This window comes from Paenibacillus sp. BIC5C1 (genome assembly GCF_032399705.1).
GTDB classification, from domain to species: domain Bacteria; phylum Bacillota; class Bacilli; order Paenibacillales; family Paenibacillaceae; genus Paenibacillus; species Paenibacillus taichungensis_A.
The window spans coordinates 1,112,381-1,135,212 of sequence record NZ_CP135922.1 but is presented as its reverse complement, the minus strand read 5'-3'; the positions used below and the strand labels follow the sequence as shown (position 1 = coordinate 1,135,212).

At 43.4% G+C, this 22,832-nt stretch carries 23 protein-coding genes; 11 read left to right on the top strand and 12 right to left on the bottom strand.

The features are described from left to right. Window positions 1-165: 165 nt before the first annotated feature. The 3 genes from RS891_RS05165 to RS891_RS05155 all read right to left on the bottom strand — a co-directional run bounded on the left by RS891_RS05165 (window position 166) and on the right by RS891_RS05155 (window position 3,278). The gene (locus RS891_RS05165; RefSeq protein WP_315794657.1) at window positions 166-1,065 is read right to left on the bottom strand and encodes a hypothetical protein; all 900 of its coding nucleotides are present in this window, start codon (window positions 1,063-1,065) and stop codon (window positions 166-168) included. A 337-nt stretch (window positions 1,066-1,402) separates the two neighbouring features. After that, complete coding sequence (locus RS891_RS05160; protein WP_315794656.1) at window positions 1,403-2,137, bottom strand: nuclease-related domain-containing protein; 735 nt, start codon at window positions 2,135-2,137, stop codon at window positions 1,403-1,405. Between the two features lie 247 nt (window positions 2,138-2,384). Beyond that, window positions 2,385-3,278, bottom strand: a complete 894-nt coding sequence (locus RS891_RS05155; protein WP_076290322.1) for an NAD(P)-dependent oxidoreductase — start codon at window positions 3,276-3,278, stop codon at window positions 2,385-2,387. A 197-nt stretch (window positions 3,279-3,475) separates the two neighbouring features. Here RS891_RS05155 and RS891_RS05150 point away from each other — a divergent pair, with 197 nt between their 5' ends. From RS891_RS05150 to RS891_RS05120, 7 genes are all read left to right on the top strand, one after another. Next, window positions 3,476-4,612, top strand: coding sequence for a GerAB/ArcD/ProY family transporter (locus RS891_RS05150; protein ID WP_315794655.1), 1,137 nt, complete (start codon window positions 3,476-3,478; stop codon window positions 4,610-4,612). Beyond that, a complete protein-coding gene (locus tag RS891_RS05145; protein WP_315794654.1) occupies window positions 4,569-6,074 on the top strand; it encodes a spore germination protein in 1,506 nt (501 codons plus the stop codon). Before RS891_RS05150 ends, RS891_RS05145 begins: the two co-directional genes overlap by 44 nt. Beyond that, window positions 6,071-7,234, top strand: coding sequence for a Ger(x)C family spore germination protein (locus RS891_RS05140; RefSeq protein WP_315794653.1), 1,164 nt, complete (start codon window positions 6,071-6,073; stop codon window positions 7,232-7,234). Before RS891_RS05145 ends, RS891_RS05140 begins: the two co-directional genes overlap by 4 nt. Before the next feature lie 279 nt (window positions 7,235-7,513). Then, window positions 7,514-8,245, top strand: a complete 732-nt coding sequence (locus RS891_RS05135) for an ABC transporter ATP-binding protein (RefSeq protein WP_315794652.1) — start codon at window positions 7,514-7,516, stop codon at window positions 8,243-8,245. Further along, the gene (locus tag RS891_RS05130) at window positions 8,242-9,306 is read left to right on the top strand and encodes an ABC transporter permease (protein ID WP_315794651.1); all 1,065 of its coding nucleotides are present in this window, start codon (window positions 8,242-8,244) and stop codon (window positions 9,304-9,306) included. Before RS891_RS05135 ends, RS891_RS05130 begins: the two co-directional genes overlap by 4 nt. A gap of 40 nt (window positions 9,307-9,346) precedes the next feature. Continuing rightward, entirely contained in the window at window positions 9,347-10,000 is a 654-nt protein-coding gene (locus tag RS891_RS05125) for a TetR/AcrR family transcriptional regulator (protein ID WP_397386897.1), read from the top strand. Between the two features lie 326 nt (window positions 10,001-10,326). Further along, entirely contained in the window at window positions 10,327-10,857 is a 531-nt protein-coding gene (locus tag RS891_RS05120) for a hypothetical protein (RefSeq protein WP_315794650.1), read from the top strand. Between the two features lie 105 nt (window positions 10,858-10,962). On the opposite strand, the gene RS891_RS05115 is transcribed toward RS891_RS05120, so the two are convergent. Both RS891_RS05115 and RS891_RS05110 read right to left on the bottom strand, forming a co-directional pair. Then, window positions 10,963-11,259, bottom strand: coding sequence for a WXG100 family type VII secretion target (locus tag RS891_RS05115; protein ID WP_315794649.1), 297 nt, complete (start codon window positions 11,257-11,259; stop codon window positions 10,963-10,965). Window positions 11,260-11,299: 40 nt separating this feature from the next. After that, window positions 11,300-12,655 (bottom strand): Tle-like phospholipase domain-containing protein, encoded by a 1,356-nt coding sequence (locus RS891_RS05110; RefSeq protein ID WP_315794648.1) that lies wholly within the window; start codon window positions 12,653-12,655, stop codon window positions 11,300-11,302. Window positions 12,656-12,815: 160 nt separating this feature from the next. On the opposite strand from RS891_RS05110, the gene RS891_RS05105 reads away from it, so the two are divergent. Continuing rightward, the gene (locus RS891_RS05105) at window positions 12,816-13,064 is read left to right on the top strand and encodes a DUF1433 domain-containing protein (RefSeq protein ID WP_315794647.1); all 249 of its coding nucleotides are present in this window, start codon (window positions 12,816-12,818) and stop codon (window positions 13,062-13,064) included. Window positions 13,065-13,472: 408 nt separating this feature from the next. On the opposite strand, the gene RS891_RS05100 is transcribed toward RS891_RS05105, so the two are convergent. From RS891_RS05100 to RS891_RS05075, 6 genes are all read right to left on the bottom strand, one after another. Next, complete coding sequence (locus tag RS891_RS05100) at window positions 13,473-13,754, bottom strand: hypothetical protein (protein WP_315794646.1); 282 nt, start codon at window positions 13,752-13,754, stop codon at window positions 13,473-13,475. Between the two features lie 186 nt (window positions 13,755-13,940). Further along, the gene (locus RS891_RS05095; protein ID WP_315794645.1) at window positions 13,941-14,990 is read right to left on the bottom strand and encodes an ABC transporter substrate-binding protein; all 1,050 of its coding nucleotides are present in this window, start codon (window positions 14,988-14,990) and stop codon (window positions 13,941-13,943) included. 104 nt (window positions 14,991-15,094) lie between these two features. After that, a complete protein-coding gene (locus RS891_RS05090; RefSeq protein WP_315794644.1) occupies window positions 15,095-16,708 on the bottom strand; it encodes a helix-turn-helix domain-containing protein in 1,614 nt (537 codons plus the stop codon). A gap of 191 nt (window positions 16,709-16,899) precedes the next feature. Next, window positions 16,900-18,198, bottom strand: a complete 1,299-nt coding sequence (locus RS891_RS05085) for a galactokinase (protein ID WP_315794643.1) — start codon at window positions 18,196-18,198, stop codon at window positions 16,900-16,902. Between the two features lie 163 nt (window positions 18,199-18,361). Next, window positions 18,362-18,973 carry a hypothetical protein gene (locus RS891_RS05080; protein WP_315794642.1) on the bottom strand — a complete coding sequence of 204 codons (612 nt, stop codon included), beginning with the start codon at window positions 18,971-18,973 and terminating at the stop codon, window positions 18,362-18,364. 322 nt (window positions 18,974-19,295) lie between these two features. After that, window positions 19,296-19,742, bottom strand: a complete 447-nt coding sequence (locus RS891_RS05075; RefSeq protein ID WP_315794641.1) for a hypothetical protein — start codon at window positions 19,740-19,742, stop codon at window positions 19,296-19,298. Between the two features lie 135 nt (window positions 19,743-19,877). On the opposite strand from RS891_RS05075, the gene RS891_RS05070 reads away from it, so the two are divergent. The 3 genes from RS891_RS05070 (at window position 19,878) to RS891_RS05060 (ending at window position 22,180) form a co-directional block, all read left to right on the top strand. Beyond that, window positions 19,878-20,342, top strand: a complete 465-nt coding sequence (locus RS891_RS05070) for a hypothetical protein (RefSeq protein WP_315794640.1) — start codon at window positions 19,878-19,880, stop codon at window positions 20,340-20,342. Between the two features lie 199 nt (window positions 20,343-20,541). Continuing rightward, a complete protein-coding gene (locus RS891_RS05065) occupies window positions 20,542-21,468 on the top strand; it encodes a DUF2268 domain-containing putative Zn-dependent protease (protein WP_315796177.1) in 927 nt (308 codons plus the stop codon). Next, window positions 21,443-22,180, top strand: coding sequence for a MerR family transcriptional regulator (locus tag RS891_RS05060; RefSeq protein ID WP_315794639.1), 738 nt, complete (start codon window positions 21,443-21,445; stop codon window positions 22,178-22,180). Before RS891_RS05065 ends, RS891_RS05060 begins: the two co-directional genes overlap by 26 nt. Here RS891_RS05060 and RS891_RS05055 read toward each other — a convergent pair. Continuing rightward, the gene (locus tag RS891_RS05055) at window positions 22,106-22,831 is read right to left on the bottom strand and encodes a hypothetical protein (protein ID WP_315794638.1); all 726 of its coding nucleotides are present in this window, start codon (window positions 22,829-22,831) and stop codon (window positions 22,106-22,108) included. The genes RS891_RS05060 and RS891_RS05055 overlap by 75 nt on opposite strands. Window position 22,832 lies beyond the last annotated feature (1 nt).

The following is a 22,832-nucleotide window of genomic DNA, read 5'->3' as shown; positions in this document are numbered from 1 at the left end:
AATATCTTCTTTCCTTCTTATTATTAACCTGAATTAGACTTGGAGTGAACATTCATCTGCAACAAAAAACCTGGGCAGATTGCCCAGGAGCGATGATTTTGGTTTATGATTTTTTTTGATATATTCCAGTTACACCAAACATACTCTTGCAACGATACATCATATTTATTTACCGTATGTCTGCTCCAAACGTTCTTCTTCATTGGCAGATAGCAAAATATTCAGCAGCCCCATCACGTTATTCGCTTCTGTTCTGGCTTCAGTATACTTCTCGGCAAATGCAGCTTCGTCCTGTTTCGGATCAATTGCAGCCAGCTTGCCCCACACGTCGCGGGCTTTATCGTAAAGTTTCGTTAAAGTGATGTCATACGTATGCTGCGCGACAGGTGCCATCGAGTCGAACTCTGCTGCATTCTTGAAAAATTCCATTGAGTCCGTAAAGGACTGGCTTGTGTAATCCTTGTTCTTCATGGCATCCTCCGTAAGTAGCAGGGCCTGACGAGAGATAAACAACGTCTTCACCATGGCACGCTCCAGATTGGTTGCTTCTTCCCATGATACATAGGACACTTCTGGTGCCTGAACGGTTGTGAAAAAAGGAAAGGCATCATCGATCAAACGCTGTGAATCGGAATGGATTGGAATACCTGTGTTCATATTCACTACCGCATCACTATAGTTGGCGATATTAATATTTTTGGAGCCTTCTTCACTTACCCTGCGCACCGGATGATCATTAAGCGGCACACGGATATAGCCCAGCTTGTCCGCATACTCCTGCTTCAATTGCTCCAGTGTGGAATCCAGTCCAATCTTACCGTCTTCCGACGAGGACCCTGCTGCGCCGGATGCTGAGGATGTGTCCGCAGAGTCTTCTGCATTCGTATCTGCAGCCGACGAGTCAGCCGTTGAAGTGTCCGAGCTATTGGTCGCTGTTGCTACTGTACCAGCATCCTGGGTTGGCTCCTTCGTTGTTGCTTCCTTCGCCCCACCGCCACATGCGGTCAGAACGGCAACCAAGCTGAAAATGGCCGTAAACATTTTGATTCTATGATTCCATCTCATATCGTATAATCTTCCCCTTATCTTATGTATGTACCTGTATTACATCCACCTCTACTTCAATTCATGAACAGTTCACTCCATAAATATCCTTTCGGATAACATAGATAGATCACTATGTAATCTGGTCTTTATTTTATCATAAGTTAAATACTGGGTGTATAAGACAATGTGCCTGCATGCTTATGCTGCATTTCTGCCTGTCCTATTCTCAATTACGGAGAGAACAAAAAACACGGTCATCCATGAAGGACAACCGTGTTGATAAGTATGACTGGCTATGTTGTATTATTCGTTTCAATTCATCGCGCATGGATGATGTAACAGGTTCAGATTCCTCTTATTTAATGCCTTTAGCCTTTTCCATATGGTCAGCCCGAATCTGGGGATCCGTGGAATTGACTGCGGACAACATGTTGTAGATCGCCTGAATATCCTGTTCCTTATACAACGTTTCGGGGACTTCGGTCTCAAGCCTTTCCGTTTTGCGCAGAATGGTCTCCACCAATTCATGATCATAGATAATCAGTTCATCCGAATTGACATACCGCACAGCTGGATCAACACTGATCCGGCAGCGATTGGTGAATGTCACCATGGAGACGAGACGAACTCTTTTATAATCGCCGAGGTGTGCCTGAATGGCCTCCACATGCCCCCGGTGCTGCATCAATGGGTTATACATCTTGATTCGGCTGCTGCTGACTGTCCAGTTGGCCTCTCTTCGGCCGCCACGAATCTCACCTGTCGTCAGGTTTCGTGTCTCAATCACGAAGATCCCCCGCGGACCAATGACGACATGATCAATCGATGAATAACCCGAGCGGGACTTAGTATTGGCAACAAGCAAGTCGTTCAGAACTTTGTATTCACCCGGAAGAGCATGCAGCTGCTGGGCAGTGCTTGGTTCCTCTGGCTGACGGGTCCAATCTCCATCTGATTTCGTTTTTTTGCGTCGGCTGCGGACCATACGTGTGGGAATGGGAGCCATTGACGGTAAAGATGAAGCGGAAGCTGATATCTGGTTCGCGAGCTCTGGCTGTGACTTGAACAGAGACAGGATTTTTTTGAACATGGGCAAGCTCCGTTCTATGTAGTGTGGGTTTCGCACATCCATTATGTATACTTCTATTACTTATGTCGGATAAAGAGGGGCAGAAATAAAGGGAAGAGGGCCAAAAATCCATTGTTCAACTAAAGTATATACGATTCTTTAACCAATACTGTGACTTTAGACGCATACCAGAAGGGGAAATTTTATAAAAACAGCGTATTCCTTTCTATTGAAGAAAAAGAATACGCCGTTATCTTGGCTGTGAGGATTAAGCCTGTAAATAATATGTGTAAAGCACCTGTGTACCCTTCTCATCCAGACCGTTGCTGGATATTTCCTGATACAAGGATTCAGCCAAGGCCAACCCTGGCGTCTTCATACCCATGGCTTTGGCAGATTCGAGAGCGATACCCATGTCTTTGATAAAATGTTTCACATAGAATCCAGGCTCATAATCGCCAGCGATCATGCGCGGACCGAGATTGCTAAGCGACCAGCTTCCGGCTGCGCCGGTAGCGATGCTCTTTAGCACATTCTCTGCGTCCAGACCCGATGTCTTGGCATAAGCGAGCGCCTCGCATACACCCATCATGCCTGAAGCAATGGCGATCTGGTTGCACATTTTGGTATGCTGTCCTGCTCCGGCCTTACCTTGCAGCACAATATTGGTGCCCATTTGCTCGAACAACGGACGAACCGCTTCAAAGGCCTCTGTACTACCGCCAACCATAATGGACAGTTTGGCATCACGTGCTCCAATATCCCCACCGGAAACTGGTGCATCCAATGCATGCAGTCCTTTCGCTTCCGCGGCTTCATAGATCCGTGCAGCCAGCAGCGGACTGGATGTGGTCATGTCAATCAGATACGAACCCGGTTTGGCGTTCGCCACAAGACCATCTTCACCAAGATAAATCTCCTCAACATCCTTTGGATACCCCACCATCGTAATGATGACATCACACTCGGCTGCCAGTTTGCCTGGTGTGTCATGCCATACGGCACCTTCCTTCACCAACGCTTCCGCTTTGGCGGCCGTGCGCGTATAGACATGGAGCGGATAGCCTGCCTGCTGGATGTGCCCTGCCATGCTTTTGCCCATCACGCCTGTACCGATAAAGCCAACTTTCGTCTCTCCAGGTGCCTTTGTTGTATTTGTCATCGTAGGTTTCCTCCTATTTCTCTATACTTCGTTTGGAGCTTGTCTTCTAAACTTGCTATATCTGTTATGTTAATGCTTTCTGTCTCTTCCGTCTATCTTGTTTCGTCTTCTATTGTTCAAAAAAATAAAACAGGAATCGAAAATCCATTTCCTGTACAACCTAACGGAAACTTCCTTGAACGGAAAGGAGAATTCCCATGAGCCGTGAAAAGGGAGAAATCACGATATGGCTTTCCTTTTCCATCATTTTGTTAAGCGCAGGACTCGTGTGCCATGTTCTGTCCATTCCGGCGATTCTGGATTATGCAGGTAGAGATGGCTGGCTATCGGTAGTCGCTGCTGCTCCTTTCTTTATGTTGTTCCTATGCATGATGTTCGTTATTATCCGACGGGTACGCGGGCAGCGTTTGACGGACTGGATCACGCGGGAATTTGGTGCAATTCCTTCATGGATTTTTCGTATTACTGCCTCACTCATGCTGCTTGCACTCGGTTCACATACCTTATATGAAACAACGAACTGGACGGTATCTACCTATCTGCAATTCACCCCACCCTATGTGCTTGCAGGCGTAGGAGCACTGGTTGCTGCCTGGGCGGCTGCCAAAGGTATCCGTTCCATTGCCATGACTTCAAGTCTTCTGCTTCCATTTGTGATCCTGCTTGGATATTTCGTGATGTCAGCCAACATGAAATATAAGGACTACGGCCAGTTGTTTCCTATCATGGAATATGGTGCAGGTCCTGTCCTGAGAGGCATGATCTATTCGCTTGCGGGACTGATGGAAATCTGGATATTGATGCTGTTCCAACACGATATCAAAAGCAAAATTCGCTGGTGGCATCTGCTGCTGCTCGGGTTATTCATGCTCAGTATGGCGATCGGCCCAACGCTGGGAGCCATCGTTGAGTTCGGTCCGGAGGAAGCAGCGAAACAACGAAATAGCCCCTATGAGCAATGGAAGCTGGTGAACATTGGGAAGTTGCTCCAACACGTGGATTTCCTGTCCATCTATCAATGGTTAAGCGGTTCATTTGCCAGAGTGGCGATCTCCATCTATCTTATCGTCGATCTGCTGGACTTTCGCAGGCCCAAGAAAAGATACATTGCCGTTCTAGTCGTCACTTTCATCATGTGCGCCATAGCTGTACAGTGGTGGAGAATTGATTACATTGACTATTATGTAAACCATATTCAATTTCCTGTAATGCTGACATATGTTTCAGTGGTTACAGTCTTGTTGACCCTCGCCGCATTCATACACAAAAAAGACAAGGAGGCTCCCGCTCATGCCGCTCACAACCACACCAAAGAAGAACCCCCATCTGGCTGAATCCTTCCGAATCAATGAGCATAATCTGACGACTTTTTTTGCAGGTTCAGACGATGTGATCATCAGCAGCCATATGATTGGGAAGTCTCCGCAGCAGATTGTGATCGTGTATTGCAGCGGTATGGTCGACAGCAAATCCATATATGATATTATTCTTCCCGAATTGACGCGAACGTACGAGAGTACTCACTTTGTTCGTGCATCAGATATCGAGAAGTCCATTACCCTGCAATGGACAAGCATAGACATACAGAGCAATCCACTGGGAAAGGAACTCATGTCCCTGCGGGTATTTGAGGGACATATGCTCATCTGTATTCCTTCCCTGCAGAAAATGTGGAGCATGGATATCTCCCACATTCCTACCCGGACACCGGAAGAATCCACCACGGAAGTTTCCATTCGCGGGGCGCGGGACGGCTTTATTGAACGGTTGTCGGTGAATATTGCTTTGGTCCGTACCCGACTGCGTACAAATGAACTGGCTTGTAACATTGAATTAATTGGTACACGGTCCGTTACCAAAGTCGCCCTGATGTATATCAAAAACATAGCCAATCCTGATTTGATTGATGAAGTCAAGAACCGACTACGCAAAATTGACACCGAGCGGATAATGACCGCCAACGAGCTGGAGGAACTATTGTCCCCTGCCAAAATTACATTATTTCCGCTAACCCATTACACAGGCAGACCGGACTTTGCCGCGGAATGTCTTCTTAACGGGCGTTTCATCCTGATCGTGGATGGCAATCCCAGCGTCATCATCGGACCGGTTAATTTGTTTCTGCTTCTCAAATCGCCAGAGGATGCCAGTTTTCCTTTTCTTCCGGTGAATGTGGGCCGCATGCTGCGCTTTATCGGGCTATTGGTGACCGTATTTTTGCCTGGTTTCTATATTGCACTGACTTCATTCCACATGGATCAGCTTCCCTTCCCGCTTGTCGCCACCATCTCGGTCGGGCGCATGGGTCTGCCTATGGAGTCTGGTATGGAAATGTTTCTCATTATGCTTCTGATGGAGCTGTTCCGGGAAGCAGGGGTGAGGCTTCCCAGCGCCATTGGTCAGACGTTGACCGTTGTTGGCGGATTAATTATTGGGGATTCGGCCATCCGTGCAGGCATGGTTTCCCCGCTGATGATTGTCGTCATAGCCGTAACCGTAGTGGCTGGAGCAACGATTGTGAATCAGGTCATGACCAGTTCTGTTCTGATTTTGCGTTTTTTCTGTTTTGTACTGGGGGCATCCCTTGGCATATATGGGTTCATTCTGTCCATTATCCTGTTCCTGATCTATCTGACCGATCTGAAATCGTTCGGGATTCCTTATCTGACCCCACTCAGTCCGCTTAATTTCAAACAGGCACTGGTCTCCTTGTTCAAACTTCCGAAAGGATGGATGAAACGCAGACCTGTCTATCTGGAGACGCAGGAGCCTCGCAAAGAAGGGAATGATCGATGAAGCGGCTTATACAACGATGGTTGCTAGGGCTGTTAAGTCTCTCTCTTTGTTTCGTGACCAGCGGGTGCTGGAGTGCATATGAGATTCAACAGGTGGATTATGCCAAAGCAATCGGGATCGATTATAAAGACGGGTTGTATCATATGTATGTTCAGAGCATGGACTTTGCCAGTGTAGCCAAGAGCGAAAATTCAACCAAAACGGCGGAAGCTCCACCCGTATGGGTTGGACATGCATCGGGGAGAACATTAAATCTGGCGGTAAACGAACTGTTCCGAAGTTCCCAGCTCCATATCGCCTGGGGCCATGTAACGGCCATTGTTATGGCCGAAAGTATCCTTACAAGCAAGCATATTAAGGAAGTGTTCGATATGCTTGGACGTTTCCCGGAATCACGTTATACAACTTGGGTGTATGGCACTCGCGATCCATTGGAAAATATTCTGAGTGCCACATCCATCTACAATATGTCGCCGCTGGACAGTATTCTGCATAACCCGCTTCCCTCATTCCTGGAAGAATCGCTGTACCCTCCGGTGCTCAGTTTCAAACTCATTGCCACCCATAACAATGCGTCCACGACAACGTATCTGCCTTGCATCACCATGAACAAGGAACACTGGTCGCAGAACAAAAAGAATTATGAACTGTTTATCATTGACGGTGCATTTTTTGAAAGAACCGGGGATGATTTTGAATATTTGCCCCATAGCAAGCTTCCTGGATTTCACTGGTTGCTTAAGGATATGCGTCGTGCGCCACTGATTATTGAAAACGAAGGAACCATCTATGGCGTGCTCAGCGTTGGCTTGCCCAACGTCAAGATTGTACCTGTCATTCGGGGGAATGAGGTTCATTTCAACATCAATGCCAAGTACCTTACCGCCTTGTATGAATATCTCACCCCTGTTTCCTATGACGAGATGGTCCAATTCAGCGAGAAGACATTGAGGGAGCAAATCTTGCAAACGTATCGCGAAGGTCTGAAGCGTGGGGTCGATGTCTATGGACTTCAGGAGAAGGTTTATCGCAAAAATCCAAGCCTCTGGCGCAAGCTGTCCAACAATGGTACAAAGATGATCTTGACGGAAGATTCCATTCAGAAGCTGGACATTCATATTACGATTCCATATACGGGTAAATTCCGTAGGAAAGTGTAGCCATAACAAATCCCCTACCGTAACGGACAAGGGGATTTTGGGGTTGATGATGTGAATATTTTGCAAAATGAGATTTGAGGGTTTGGAAAGCTCAATGAAGTCACACGATTACGGGATGAATGCAGTGGCGCAGGTTAGTGGAATAAAAATATTCAATGTGTATAAGCTTGATATATAAAGTGAGTAACCACTTACTTTTTTCTTGATAAAAATATCCATTATTATTATAATAAATCACAGTGATTGAACACTCACTTTTTTTGAGAGGAGTACTACAAAATGAGCGAAACAAATACGATTCAAATTCAGGAACTAACGAAGAGTTTCGGCAAAAAAGTGGTATTAAAAGATATCAACTTTGATATTAAAGAAGGGCGTATCTACGGTTTTATTGGGCCATCGGGAGCTGGAAAAACAACTTTAATCAAGATGATGGTTGGTATGGATACTCCTGATCAAGGGTCTGTCTATTTATTAGGTAAAAAAATGCCTAATTTAAATATCCTGCAGAAGATCGGATATATGGCCCAATCAGATGCGCTATACACGGCTCTTACGGGTAAAGAAAATTTAATGTTTTTCGCATCCCTGTTTAATCTGGATAAAGCCGAAAAGCAGAAACGCATTGCCTACACCGCTGACTTGGTTAACCTGACAGTAGATCTTAACAAACGAGTCTCCACTTACTCAGGAGGAATGAAACGTCGGTTATCTCTTGCTATCGCTTTGATTCAGAACCCTAAAGTTCTGATCCTGGATGAACCTACTGTGGGAATCGACCCTGAATTAAGATTAAGTATTTGGAATGAGCTGTCACGATTAAAAAATGAAGAAGGTAAAACCATTATTGTAACAACTCACGTCATGGATGAAGCAGAAAAATGTGATTACATCGCAATGGTTAGAGATGGTTCATTTATTGCAACCGGGACCCCTCGCCAATTGAAAGACCATTATAAAGTGAATAGTCTTGACGAGGTATTTTTAAATGCAGGGAGGAAATCACAATGAGAATCGTAGCTCTTATTAAGCGGATTTTATTACAAATACTCAGAGATAAGCGGACATTGGCACTTCTTTTTGTGGCTCCTTTATTAGTTTTAACCCTAATGAATTTAGTGTTTAATGGAAATACGATTAACCCTGTACTTGGAGTGGCTAATGGGAATCAACACATAATTGAAAAATTAAAAGATGCAGATATTGAAGTCAAGGAATATAACAATATTTCAGATGTGAATGAAACGATCGTAGAACAAAAATTAGATGGATTTCTACAAATTGAAGGCGATCAAGCAACAATAACCTTACTTAATGAAGATCCCTCCATAGCAAAAAGCTTAGAAATGAAAGTAAAGCAAATTTATAATAAAGAAATTCAACTCATGCAAATGAAAGAAAATGGCATACAGAGTGAACTTCTATCACCAGATTTGGTGAAAACCAATTATGTATACGGTAGCAGTGATACTGCGCTCTTTGATACTTTTAGCCCTATTTTAGTCGGATTCTTTGTCTTTTTTTTCGTTTTCTTAATCTCTGGCATTGGGCTATTAAACGAAAGAACCACGGGAACATTAGAGCGTTTATTATCAACACCTATTAAAAGAGGCGAGATTGTCACAGGATATCTTGTCGGGTACGGCTTGCTGGCCGTTATTCAGACCGTTATCATTGTTTTGTTTGCAATTAATGTGCTGGATATGGTTTTAATAGGTTCCATTGGGACTGTTATATTAATCAATGTCATCGTAGCTCTTGTGGCTTTATCCCTTGGAATATTATTATCTTCTTTCGCAAGTTCCGAGTTCCAGATGATTCAGTTCATTCCCATCGTTATTGTGCCACAAATATTCTTTTCAGGTATTTTCTCTATTGAGGGAATGGCGGAGTGGCTACAAATATTGGCCAAATTTATGCCGTTATATTACGCAGCGGACGCGTTAAAAGGAGTCATGTATCAAGGGTTAAGCTTATCTGACATTAGCAGCAACTTATATATTCTATTGGCTTTTGCAGCCGTGTTTATCGTCTTGAATTTGTTTGCTCTAAAAAAGTATCGTAAGCTATAATACGGTAACGATACAGCGTTAAGTAAAGATGGTGAATTCATTGGTACATGATAATCTGTTGGATAAAATGGCTAAAATCCTTCAAAAGTCCAATAAACAAACGGTTAAAAAGAAGAAAATTATTGAGGTTGCGATTGCGACTTTCGCAGAAAAAGGATATTCCAATACATCAACGTCTGAAATAGCAAAAAAAGCAGGCGTTGCAGAAGGAACGATTTTTAAGCACTATGGAACGAAGGAAAATTTATTGTTAGCGATTATGGTACCTTTTCTAAAGGAATTTTTCCCTGCGATGGCAGATGAACTCTTCGGGGAATTAATGAATGAAGAACGTTCATTTGAAGAATTCCTGAGATCTTTCATGACTAATCGCAATACCTTTTTCGCCAAAAACAAGGAAATATTCCAGGTCGTTATAAAAGAAATGATCTATAAAGAGGAACTTCGACATGAATTACTTCCATACATTGTTGAAGCGGCATCTAAACGTTTAGTAAAGGTCATTGAGATATTTAAACAACGTGGTGAAATTAAAGACATCCCCAATGAATCCATTCTAAAGCTGTTAAGCACTGTCGTTGGCGGATTCTTTGTTTCTAATTATGTACTTCTGAATAAACCTTCTGTTAGCAAAAGTGAAATTGAAGAAGTTGTATTATTTATATTGAATGGACTCGGGCAATCTCATCAATGAAAGAAGCTCAATGTTATTTCGTAAAAAGGTAATGTCACTTCAGGCAAAAAAACTTCCCTCAAGCTGGCTGTCGTACAAACAGCATCCTTCCGTAGCATGACATAAAGACGGCAGCCGGCTATTAGATTATTTTCCATTCTGCCTCCATCGCCAAATGCTGTTGGTGTACAGTTTCATGAGATCCCCCCGTTTGTACCAAGCAATCCTTTTACTTTATAAACAATACCTATGCTAAAAAGTTGGACCTTCTGTACCTTTGGTTGGTATGCATAATTACCAATTTACGGCTCATACTACCATAAGGAAAATATTGAAGGAGTGACAACATGAGGTTAAAAAGCATCATCGCCGTTGGAACGGTGTTAACTTGCTCGACGCTGTTATGGGGATGTGGCAATGCCAATATGAACCATGCTTCGGAGCAGAAGGATACCGTTCAAACCGAGAGCTGGAGTGATCCCAAACGACTGGAGGCTTCCCACCTGGAAGCGTTGGAACGGATGGAAAAGGATCACATTCATCGCATGGTTTCGCTGAATGCGAGCCTGGATGAAGACAAAGTAATGACCACCCTCGAACGATCCACCCAGAAGCTGGAGGAAATGAGACCGCTCGCTGAAATGCTGCAACATGAGGGCCATCCAACGCTGTTACAACGAATTCAGGAGATGGCAGGAGATATTCAAGGCTCGAAACAAGTGGTTGCTGAGATGAAAAAACTGCCCCAGGACGGTAAAATCAAGATACAGTCTGAAAACTCCGATTCCTTGCACCACATCAGCAGTTTTCGCGATTACCACCAGTACATGCAAGAGAAGATTCAGACTCTAAACAAGGCGAAGTCAGCTACACATTAATTTGTATCAGTTACTCAGATGACTCTGCTCCCTGTATAAATAACAAACCATAATAGTTAGATGGGAAGGTTCATTCCTATCTAACTGTTTTTTTGTAAAGAGGTATTACTGTACCCTGCTGCGATCCCTGCGGTCTTCTCTGTCCGCTTCCTCCATTTTACGAATATATCGCTTCAGTTCTTCTTTATGAGCTTCGAGTTCAGTCAGCTTTGCAGATGCCCCATCCATAAATGACTGCATCTTATGTGTCAGCTCTGTTGCGGATGTACCGATCCAGTCTTGCTGCAATCGACCATGAATGGAGCGCATTTTCTGTTCCTGCTGCATGAGCCGTTGCTGCAACTGCTCACATTGCTGAACAGCCCTCCTCAGATCAGACAAGGATACGGATATTCTGCCCATTTCTCATTTCCTCCTGTTAGTCCTTCTATGTAGAAATGCATTAGTGTTGGTCTGCGATTACAAAATCTTCTCTTTTACGTTCAATATATTCCGCAATTTCGCTGATGGATTCCTGATACCAACGATTGATTGCTTGTAACGTTGCTGTTGCGTTATAGGCGATGGGTGTAAAGGACTGACTTTCGCTGGTAGATATATGAGTCTGAAACATCTGAATTGAAGCCTGGGCATCATTCGAGAAGCCATCTAAACTTAGCCTCATCTCCCTAGCAGCCTGGGCTAACTCTTCCGGTGTTAATTGAATCTTGCCCCCAGTCTTTCCAATAACAAATCCTGTAGCTGCTGCGATCAACGGAGGAACAATCCCTGCCATCAAATTGGAGAAGGTGGATAAGGCCTCCTGATGTGCTGTCCATCTTGGAGAAATATTAATGGTTTCCCCTGTACTCCGGTCTATTAATGGGCCTTTGAGATTTCCATTCTCATCAAACTCATATTGATCCATGGAATGATACCCTTTGCCTTCGTCCTTCGAGAACGAATCAAAAAATCTCATAATATCACCAACATGAAGCTTGTCCAGATCCACACCTATTCTTACGTCATGAACTAACATGGGTGAGCCTGCGCCCAGAGGCTGAAAAGGGACCTTTAACTGAAACTGAAATTTCCAGTTCTGATACATCGCATTAGCGGTGTCAAAGTCCTGACCTTTATACACGGTACTTCCTACGTGCCTGTCATATTCACTTATTCCCCCAGCTCCAACAGAATCATTGGGATGAACCACGTTAACCATTTTGTTATCAAAATGACCCTCATTCACCTTGGCCAAACTGACATCATCCAAAAGATTCGTTACACTAGGAGCACTATACGTCATCCCAGACACATCCTGACGAGCAGCTACATATTGAGCCAAACCGCCACCCAGGGAATGACCCGTCAATGAAATATCTGAATCAGGGTACGCCACCTTCACCGCCTCATACAATTCCTCAGCTTGGTGAAACTGATTATTTTCCCAATCCATGTTATCCTTCATAAGCTTGAAGGGACTATTTTTAAATATATTATGGCGTTCTGGATCGGTTATCGCATCTTCAAGCCTTCTGGTTCTGCCACCTACAACATCAAAGGCATCTGTCTCAATATCAGCTGCTTTTCCAATAATACCTTCAGGTTCAGTACCTCTATAGCCGATGATAACTTGATTTGTTTTGGGATTCTCAAGCACAACAGCATCAAATCCTGAATACGCACTATGCAAACTTGCCCCCTTTGGTTCAATCGTTCTCCAATCCTTGTACTCTTCCTTGTCCAAAATATCACTACGGCCTGCAGGAACATCCGTATATGCAAGCTCAGATACTTTTAAATATAATTCGTCAGTCATGTACTTATCCATCCTATTCACCCTTTCTTCTAGTTAACGGAAGTTGTATAATGCACATTATCAAACGACAACATTAGGAATATGAGGTGATTAATTGAAAAAATTAGAATTACTTTTTATATTAATGATCTGCGTCATATCATTCACTTTAGGAGGATGTATGTCTAACGAAAAAAAAGAGATTATCCAAAAAGCTCAAGTGGCGAGTCAAGCCTATTTTAAAGAAAAGTATGGAATAGATGTTGAATTCACAGACCATAAGTTTATTCCCGCTGATTTATCCCATACCGTCTCGTTAACAGGATATGTGAAAGGAAACAAAGATCAGGAAATATTCACTATGGTCGATTATGATACCTATGAAGTCAAGACGGGTTCAGTGCCTGATGAAATTAAGCCTCTTAATTAAATGATTTCTTCCTAACGCAATGAAACCTATACGTTTTTTATATAAGAGCCTTGTAGAAATACTTGGCTCTTTAATGATGTAATAGGGACCGAATTCACTAGATTTCATCTTTTTTTCCAAAAGAAGTAGAATCATTATAGTGCATCTTCGGTGTAACGTGTACAAAACAACTGAAAAATGAGCACAAAGTCTTTATCCCTTTTAGGTAATAGCAGTAGGTTCATTCAAGTACCTAGGCAGTTGTTACCAGAAATAAATCTCACTTTTGCGTGTATATGTGAAGAAAGAAATCTAGCTTTATCCTAATGAAGTTATTAGGCAGTGACTGTTCACATGATTCCCACATGCCCACTGCCCTCACTCCAGCATGCTATTCATTCAAAGTTAATTACCCTAATCTTCCATGGCTCATTCCACCCACAAAGATACCCATATAAAAATGCTGAATAACACAACTGGCATAAGAGCCCCAGTGGCTAACATGATCCAAAGTGTTGCTGGCCTTGCACCCTGGAAGTATTGATTAAACCAGTGAGATCGTTCTTTCCGCCATTTGGCAAACTTGAGTTGCCTGATCATATGCTTCAACATTTTATGCCGCTGCTTTCCTTCCTCCACTTCTTCCAGCGTACGTCGCAACTCGTCATACAAACGCGCCTCTTCCTTCTCCTGTAATGCAGGTGTAGTCATCGCAATCCCTCCATACGAAAATATATATGAAAATCTCAACCTTCCGCGCATAGCAATCCACAACGCTGCCTATTTTTTTTCGAGTCACTACCCTATCAACACGTTAATGACCTGCAAAGTTTGAAATTCAACAGAAAAAGGTATACACCAAAAAGCCCGAGCAAGCCCGGACTTGGTTTAACACACTTATTTATTCTTCTTATTCGCCTGCTCACGTTCCACAATCATCTTCGCAACCTCCTGAATCTGAAGCTTCAGAGAGATCGGGTCGTTCCCCCAGAACAAGTCCGGATCGAGCTGGAACACCCGATTGTTTTTGACCGCATCCAGCGTCTTCCACACGCCTTCATTACTTCCCCATACTTCAGAGAGCATCTCACCCTGATCCAGGAAAATAAAATCTCCGGCATACTCGCCAACGACTTCGTATGAAATCTGTCGGTACGTTTCCTTGCCGATCATTTCTGCAGCCTGTTTCGCAGGCGGGTTCAGCTTCATATGCTCATAAATGGCTTCCCCGCCACGATACCCGCCGTCACCATAGATGTAGAAGTTCTTGTCCGCTACAAAAACACCCATCAACGCAAAGGTATCCTCTGCGGACACATACGGTTTAATCTGTTCACGTGCATCCGCAGAGATCTGATCCAGATCTGCCAACCATGCTTCTGCTTCCGCCTCTTTGCCAAACAGTTCACCGAAGTAACGCATGCTCTCATATGTATCCTTGAAATGGTTATACGGAAGTACAAGCGTTGGAGCAATTTTATTGTATTGTTCAATGACCTTTGCATCTCCTGCCGGATTGACCCACGTAATGATCAGGTCCGGCTCCAGGTCCAGCATCTTCTCCAAAGAGCGCTCGCCAATGTTGCCTATGCCATCAATCTGATCCTGAATCACTTTGTTCTCCAATTCATAACTGGTTGCGCCCACCGGCTTCATACCGAGTGCCAGCAAATTGAGGAGGTAGCCGTCAACGACAATTCGCTTAGGATGAACGGGCATCTCCAATTCTCCGTTAGGTGTATCAATAATCCGGGTCGCAGACTCCGCATCATCTGCCTCCGTATCTGCATTTTCTGCCTGTCCTTCGTCTGCTCCTGTGGAAGCCGCCTCTGTCTTTGTCCCGGTTCCTGTTGCTGCCGTGTTGCTTGTTGTACCACAGGCAGCGAGCATCGCAACCAATAGAACGAGGAACATCATTTTCACTATGGTAAACCCTTTTCTCTTCATGACACCCTCCAATTAATAATGATTATCATTCCCGATTACAATCATTATTATAGCGGTGCCGCGGAACGAACGTCGATGTGTTATCGTTGGCTTTGTCTCATGTACTATGGTTGGCTCCACGCTCCGGCAGTCAGCAATTGCACCAGAATATCCAGTTGTTTCTCTAGCGATACACCCTCATCCATCCAAAATTCATTCAGTATCAGCGGATATACCCGACATCCATCCTCCGTGACCAACCGCCGCCAGATTTGACGCGATAACAGCTTCTCCAGATCTTCTCCATAATCAGACGCAGGCAAAATAACAAACATGTGGTCAGCAGTATAATTCGGCAAATCCTCTTCAGTAATGAACAACGGCCTATCCTGTTCCAGCACCTCGGTCTGAATCCGTGCAGGCGGATGAAGCTTCAATGCCCGGTACAAATTATAGGCAGACCTCACTTTGTCATGGGGCATAAGCCAGCGCTGATCATAATTCAATTCATAGGTCCCCACCGTCTCTTCTGGCAAAATGAATTGCTGCAACAACTCTCGGGCTGCAAGCACCCTTGCCTTGTATCGGAAAATCCACTCCTTCGCCTCTTGTTCTCTGCCGAACAGACGGCCGACTTGGCTCACTTCCTCCAGTTTGTCCATTGTGCCCCAATTCAGCATGATAACCGGAGCCACCTGCTCCATCTCTTTCAACACCTCCGGAAAATGATAGAAATACGTCGGCGCAAGAATCAGTTCAGGCTTCACCTCTCTTAAGCGCTCCAGCATCTCCGAGTTGTTCGTAATGACCGTATCCTGCAAATCTTCCTCAAGAAGCAAGGATGAACCTGCAACTTCTTGTGTGGTCATAATAGGAGTCAATTCAATGCTGAGCAAAGCTCCTACAAATTGCACAGCCGCAATCTGTTCCGTTTGCTGCAATTGACGAAATGCACTTGGGGTAATGTGCACATGCTTCTTGAAGGTTTTACTCAAATATGAACCATCCGAAAACCCTGTCCGCATTGCAATATCCTGAAGCGAATCGTTCGTTGTAAACAATAAACGCTTGGCCTCATCCAGACGAAGACGGTTCAGATAGTCCCCGAAGCTCCACCCCGTTTCTTTGCGAAACAGCGACGAGAAATAACTCGCATTAAATCCGGTCATTCGGGCAAGTGCTGCCCGGTTCAGATCTGCATCCACATGTTGCTGCATATAGGCACATATCTGCTTAATCGTCATGTCCTGTACGTAATGGCCTTCTGCATCACTCCAATGCTCAAATACCTGATGGAGTAAATCATTCAAGAGCGAACTCACCCGGGGATTCTGTTCAGGTGCAACAGACTGCATTACACGCTGGATCAATTCCCCAAGCGGTCCGTGCAGATGGCGAGCGAACTTGATAATACCATCCTCCGGCAACTGCTCTCGGTTCAACTCGTAATGCACACTGGTATCTTTCTTCTCAACAAGTTGGTATCGCTCAAAAACCAATACATAGACCGTAACCGAATCTCCCGGTACATTCGATTCAAGGACAACTTCTGCTTCGGAGGGATGCAAAAAAATACATTTCCCACTTCCCGCACAATACTTTCGCTCGTTCAATCGAACCGACACTTCTGTCATGGGAATGATCAGCGTGGGATGAGGCAGGTGCAGCTGCACCGGGAATATTGTCCCTGAATCAGCGACTACACGTGCGTCACGCAAAGCGTATATTGCTCTAATCATTGTGTTTCCCTCCGCATTCTTCATTCACCCGAGCATATCACATGAACCTATACCCGACTATCTTCCCTCGTATGATACACAGCAAAAAGCGATCCTCTTCCATGACCAGCGTCAAGTTGGAGAACCGCTATAATGTACCGTTTAAAACTATTTGTACAGGTTATACAACGCAGTGTGTTACAACGACAAGATTAACCCACGTTTTCGATTAATGTGTTCAAACATACCGCACCCTGCGCACGCACATTAACAACAATAATTGGCGTATCCAGCATGCCGTGCATCCAGGACATATACTCCTGAACTTTTTCGTTGGGAAGAATCGTCAGAATGACCCCTGCGAACCCACCGCCGTGTATACGGCAAGCGCCATCACCCAGCTTTTGCAGATAATTTTCAGTTAACGCCAGTGCGATACCAATCTCCTGTTCCTTCACCGAGCCGCTCTGATATACATTCTGGAGCCACTTCCAGGAAGAGTTCCCGGATGCCGTAATCAGATTCAGGAAATCAGCAAAACGCCCTTCCCGCAAGGCCTGTACCTGACCGTCCACCCGATTGTTTTCCTCCAAGAAATGCAGCGCACGCAGCACCGCACGATCTCCAGCAGCTTCACGTACCTGCTTGAGATTGGCGTAGATCACCTCGGCTGTAATTTCGCGGACATATTCGCTGCCCAGCGCCTTAGCAACCGCTCTCATCTCATAAGGTACAGCAGCGTAATCCTCCGTCAGATCCGCGTGATTTCCACCTGTATTCACAATGACCAAGGAGTAACCGTTTTGTTGAAAATCCCATTGTACAGGCTCAATTACAGGCTCGGCCGGATTCTCAAAATCAATCGCAATTAGCCCTCCATAGGCACAAGCCATCTGATCCAGCAGACCTGACGGTTTGTTCCAATAGTTGTTCTCCGCATACTGACCAATCTTGGACATGACCACCACATCCAGCGATCCATCGTTGTAGAAATGGTTCAAGATCGTACAAATCAACATCTCGAACGATGCCGACGAACTCAGACCCGATGCCGAGAACACATTACTGGAGATGTACGCATGGAATCCACCTACTTTGTATCCAAACTCCCCAAATCCCGCAGCCATACCACGAATCAAAGCCGTAGTGCCGTCGTCTTCCGCCTTCGGTGCCAGATCCGTGAGATCGATTACATATTTCTGGTCATAGCCTTCTGAATAAAAGGTAATCACGGAATCCGTCGTTGGCGTAGCCACCGCTATCGTATCCAGCGTAATACTGCCGGCCAGCACCTTGCCATGGTTATGATCTGTATGGTTGCCGCCAATTTCGCTGCGTCCAGCCGCGCTGAACAATTTGCTGCCCTCTTGTACGCCAAAATACTGTTCGAATGATCCAATGAGCTTCGTATAACGTGCTGTCTGTTCTTCTAGTTGTTGCTGACCATACATTTGGGCAAGCAGCGCTTGGCCTGAAGTGGATTGGATCAGTTCCAGTGGTTGTGTAGTCATTGATAATCCTCCTATGGATATGCAGCATTTATTTTGTTGACATAGATGATAAACAATACGGGGAACGATTCATGTCCGTTTACTCTCCCATTATCTCAGCTTCATTTCGGAAAAGGTAGGGTAGAATTGAAAGTTTTTAAGCGTTTTTTGAAGACATTTTACCTTATTTAATAGGTTTAAATTTAATCTGCTCAACAATAAATTCATTGTCGGCTTTATCGAAGTTATACGTGATATTGAAGTCACACACATATGTAGGAGATATACCAATAGAGCCTGGAAGACTTAATTTAATTTTGTGATTATCCAATGTATAAATAACTACACCGCCGAAAGAAAGCTCATCTTGATGGTAGTCTGGTGCTGGATCAAAATCATAATTAAAGTTATCTACTTGCATTTGTGAATTCACTGTAATCGCTAATGTACCATTATCATTTTTAGATACACGCGAATCAATATGCTCAGCAACAATATCCTCATAACGCTGTACTTTTATTTTCGATAAGTTATCGGAGTTAACGACATGAATTTCATAGTTATCCAAGCCTGCCCCTCGGCCAGTCTGAATGATTATTACAGCCTCTTCCTTACCATCACCGGTAAGATCGGTATAAAATAACTGCGGCTCCGTTCCCGAATGATGAGAAATGCTCCAATAAAAATCTTTTGTGCGTCCATTTATATCTAGAGTTACTCTTTCAATTGCATCTTCCGTTTCTTTAACTGCATAAAGTTTTACTTGTTCATCCTTAGAAGATCCGATTAATTTCAATTTTGAATTTGTTTCTGATTAACAAAAATTAATCCAATGAATTTAACTGAATTATTACCTTCCTCGTTTCATGATCATTGGAATCAAACCAATCCTTAAGTACGTTATATTCACTTGTTTTTAATGCCGCTGTTTCAATCGTGAAATGGTTATTGTCTATCCATTCATAAGAGATGATGGGCCAGGTCGGTTTTAACATGAATGTTTGTTCAAATTCAGTTGATGCATATGGGATGATTTCTAATTTTTTGAGATCCACGGCAACAAGGATTTGTCTCTTGACCAGACCGCCTTCATCATAAGCATATCGAATTAACACCTGCTAATAGTCAGAGGAAAGTTTATAATCTTGTAAAATGCCCTCAGGCATCGGCAAGCTATGAGTCCCTACATCATCAGTCTTCACGAAAAGGGTATAGCAAGCTTTGTTTCCACAGCTATACTTTAGCATCGTATATGTTTCCGAAGAAGGCACCTCCAATACCTCCAATTGTGTACGATCTATTTCAGTTTGGAAGTCCGGTTCGTTCATCAGGTAGCGCTTATACTCTGGGACGTCGTTAAGAGGTAATTGTAGGGCTGCTTCTTCATTTATGATTTCAATGATATTGGGTAATGATGATGCCTTGTTATACAAGCCTGAAAAGTTGGTATCGTTATCATTTTCCACCTGATATGCGGGAGGTTCTAACCCAGAAAACCATATCATAATTACCGCTGAAGTAACGAGTACTATAACTAGTAGCAAAAAGAACATTTTCTTTTTCATAGCACTCCTCCTTCGTGCATGGTTTCGATCCAGAACCAAATGGATTATACTACAAAGATATCCATTTTTGGTGTCGGATCGGTTTCAATGTTGTTTTCATGTGATAACCCATTATTCAGGTTAAGAGGTGAATCTATGAACTTTATTTTAAACAAAGAACCAGATAAACGTCGTATAAACGTAGCCATGCTTATGTATCTCGTACTAATGATTTTATTTTATGGCATTTATGTTTCCTTGGAATTGGATCGGATAGCTCAATCACAACAGTGGACTTCCGGTGGTTCCATAAGCGACCAAGCGATCGAGTCAATGAGTCAACTGGGAAGATGGACGTCAATCACTGAATCGCTGTTTCTGGTCCTTTTCATACTGGTGATGATCATCATGATTACGCGGTATCGAAGTAAAGTAAGAAGATTACTCCCTTTTGCCTTATGGAATGTCGCTTTGTTTGTTGGGATTGGTTCGTTCAGTTTGGTTGGTTCACAAGTGACGTCAATGTCCATTGGCAACCTGGTACAACCCATTATCGTACCTGCGTTTCTATTGGCTGCATTGTTCATATATGTGTTGTGGGGATTAATGAGACGTGGATAACGTGTGTGAGGCGATTATAAACGTTCAAAAATTTTGGTTGTGTTCTCCATAGATATCTGGATTGCAGCCAAATTTTTTTACAACTTATCTTAGAATCGGATCGATTAATGCACTTATACGTATCGCAAATTCCTCCTTGACTGTTACGTAAGGTCATACTTGATAATGGGCTCAAGTTCACCTAAAGGAGAGATTAATGATGAAGATTACCGCGTTACGCTCAGATAAAATCTATAAAGAGATCATCCAGGCTGCACCTGATGAAAAATTGGAGTTATACCGCGAGCACATGATGAGTCCATTCATGAACAAATGGAACATTCAACAAATCCCGTTTCGATCTCAAGAGCCTCACGGCTTCGATGTGATCATGATGAATAACTTTATGAATATCGCTCCAGCAGATATTACACCTGAAATTAACGAATCGTTAGCAGCGATTTCGTCTGAAGCATTTTGGCAACAGTGTCATGAAGCTGTTTGTGCGAGTCTATCAAAGTTTACAGATCATGGAATTGAGCCGTCGGTCTCCGAATATCTATACACGATTTTATTAGGCGATAAGAACAGCCCTTCACTCACCATGAACGAAGGTATCAGCGGAGATGGTGGAATCCCGGGTTACATTATTGCGAACCTGATCCCCAATGGGTATACTCTACCTCGTATGCAATCCGTGTTGGCACATGAATGCAATCATAACGTGAGATATCAATATATCCAGTGGAATCCACAGATTAAGCTTGGCGAGATGGTTGTTAGCGAGGGGCTGGCCGAGAGTTTTGCGACATCCCTGTATGGAGAAGAGTTGCTAGGCCCCTGGGTAGCCAAAACAGATATGGAGACTTTGAACAACGTTATCAAACCGAAGATGAAAGACCAGTTGCATGTCACCGGTTTTGACCAGATTAATCCCTATCTATACGGTGATGAACTTGCCACACTGCAAAATTTCACGCCCGTAGGTATGCCCTATGCGGCTGGTTATGCATGCGGTTATCACCTAATCCAGTATTATCTGAAGAAAACAGGTACACCGATTACCGAAGCAACCATCACTCCGGCAAGTGTTATCCTTGCTGAAACAAAGGACTTTTCGAATGAAGACACCCTATTTCACCGTTAAAGATATCATTCAGATTACAGGCATCACCAAACGCGCATTACATTATTACGATAAAACGGATCTGTTGAAACCGAGCAAAGTCGAGGACAATGGCTATCGGTATTACGATCAAGAGGCACTGGGGAATCTGCAGATGATTCTTCTGTTCAAAGAAATGAATTTCTCATTGAAAGACATTGCAGCCATGATGCAACTTTCGAAAGAAGAACAGAAAGATATCCTAAGAGAGCATCGCAGTACACTCGTTCAACGCAAACAAAAGCTTGAAACCATCATCGACCAGTTGGACGAGTATGTAGATGGAACGGATATCTCTCATCTTCATCTGTTTGACGACTCTTCCATTCTGTCCATTCAAGAACAATATGGATCTGAGGCGAAGTTTGTATATGGAGATACCAAGAAATATCAGGAATTTGAAGCCAATGTGAAACAACTGTCTGCGGAAGAGCAAGAACAAGCTTACCAGCAGTTCTCGGTCAACATGGAGCAGGTATTTAGGGAGTTGGCGAAGAATCAGGATCTGTCTCCTGCTTCTCGTGAGGTACAAGCGTTAGTGCGTGAATGGAAGGGTTGTCTGGAGCAATTTAACAATCTCACTAATCTTCACTTCATTGCCCCAAAAAAAATCCCTTACTCAAATGGAGTAAGGGATTCTGCTGTTTCTTTCTATCAATATATCACGTATATTACGAACTATTGTGAAACGTGAATGTCGGATATCCCCTATGCTTATATCATAATCGAACGGATAGAAGATCGCACTATTATTTATACTTTCTAAAGATACTGAACTTGTTTCATGAATTTGCATATAAGTTTCAATGATTAAATATTTGATGATTGGATTAGAGATAAGAAATTGTTTACTGAATGATTTGTACGATCCTGATTTCGGCATGTTAATAATTCCCCAATCTTTTGCTGAGGAAAAAACAGCTCCAGCTGCCACCTCCACCCTTCTTCGGTCTCCATAAATATTTTTCATTTCTTTCATGATTAATTTGCTATGAACTATATCAGATAGTTTAAGATTCTTGTAAACTATCATCATTTGCTCCGCAAAAAACGGATATGCTAGACACGACATACAATAATGTGCACATATTTGTTCATATTTTGTTAAAAAAGGAAGCTTCTCAACAATCAGTTCTCTTAGACCTTCTATACGATAATCACTAAAACCCCAAATTTTCATTAACAGAGTCATTACTTTTCTTCGTGATATATTGCCTTTAATGTCGTCTCTAAGAGATTTGTCTAAATTGGAATATATATTTTCCCCATCATTAATCTGAATTTTTTTTACTATAAGATCTAAATTAAGAAGTTTTATCTTTTGATCAAACCCAACAGATTTCATA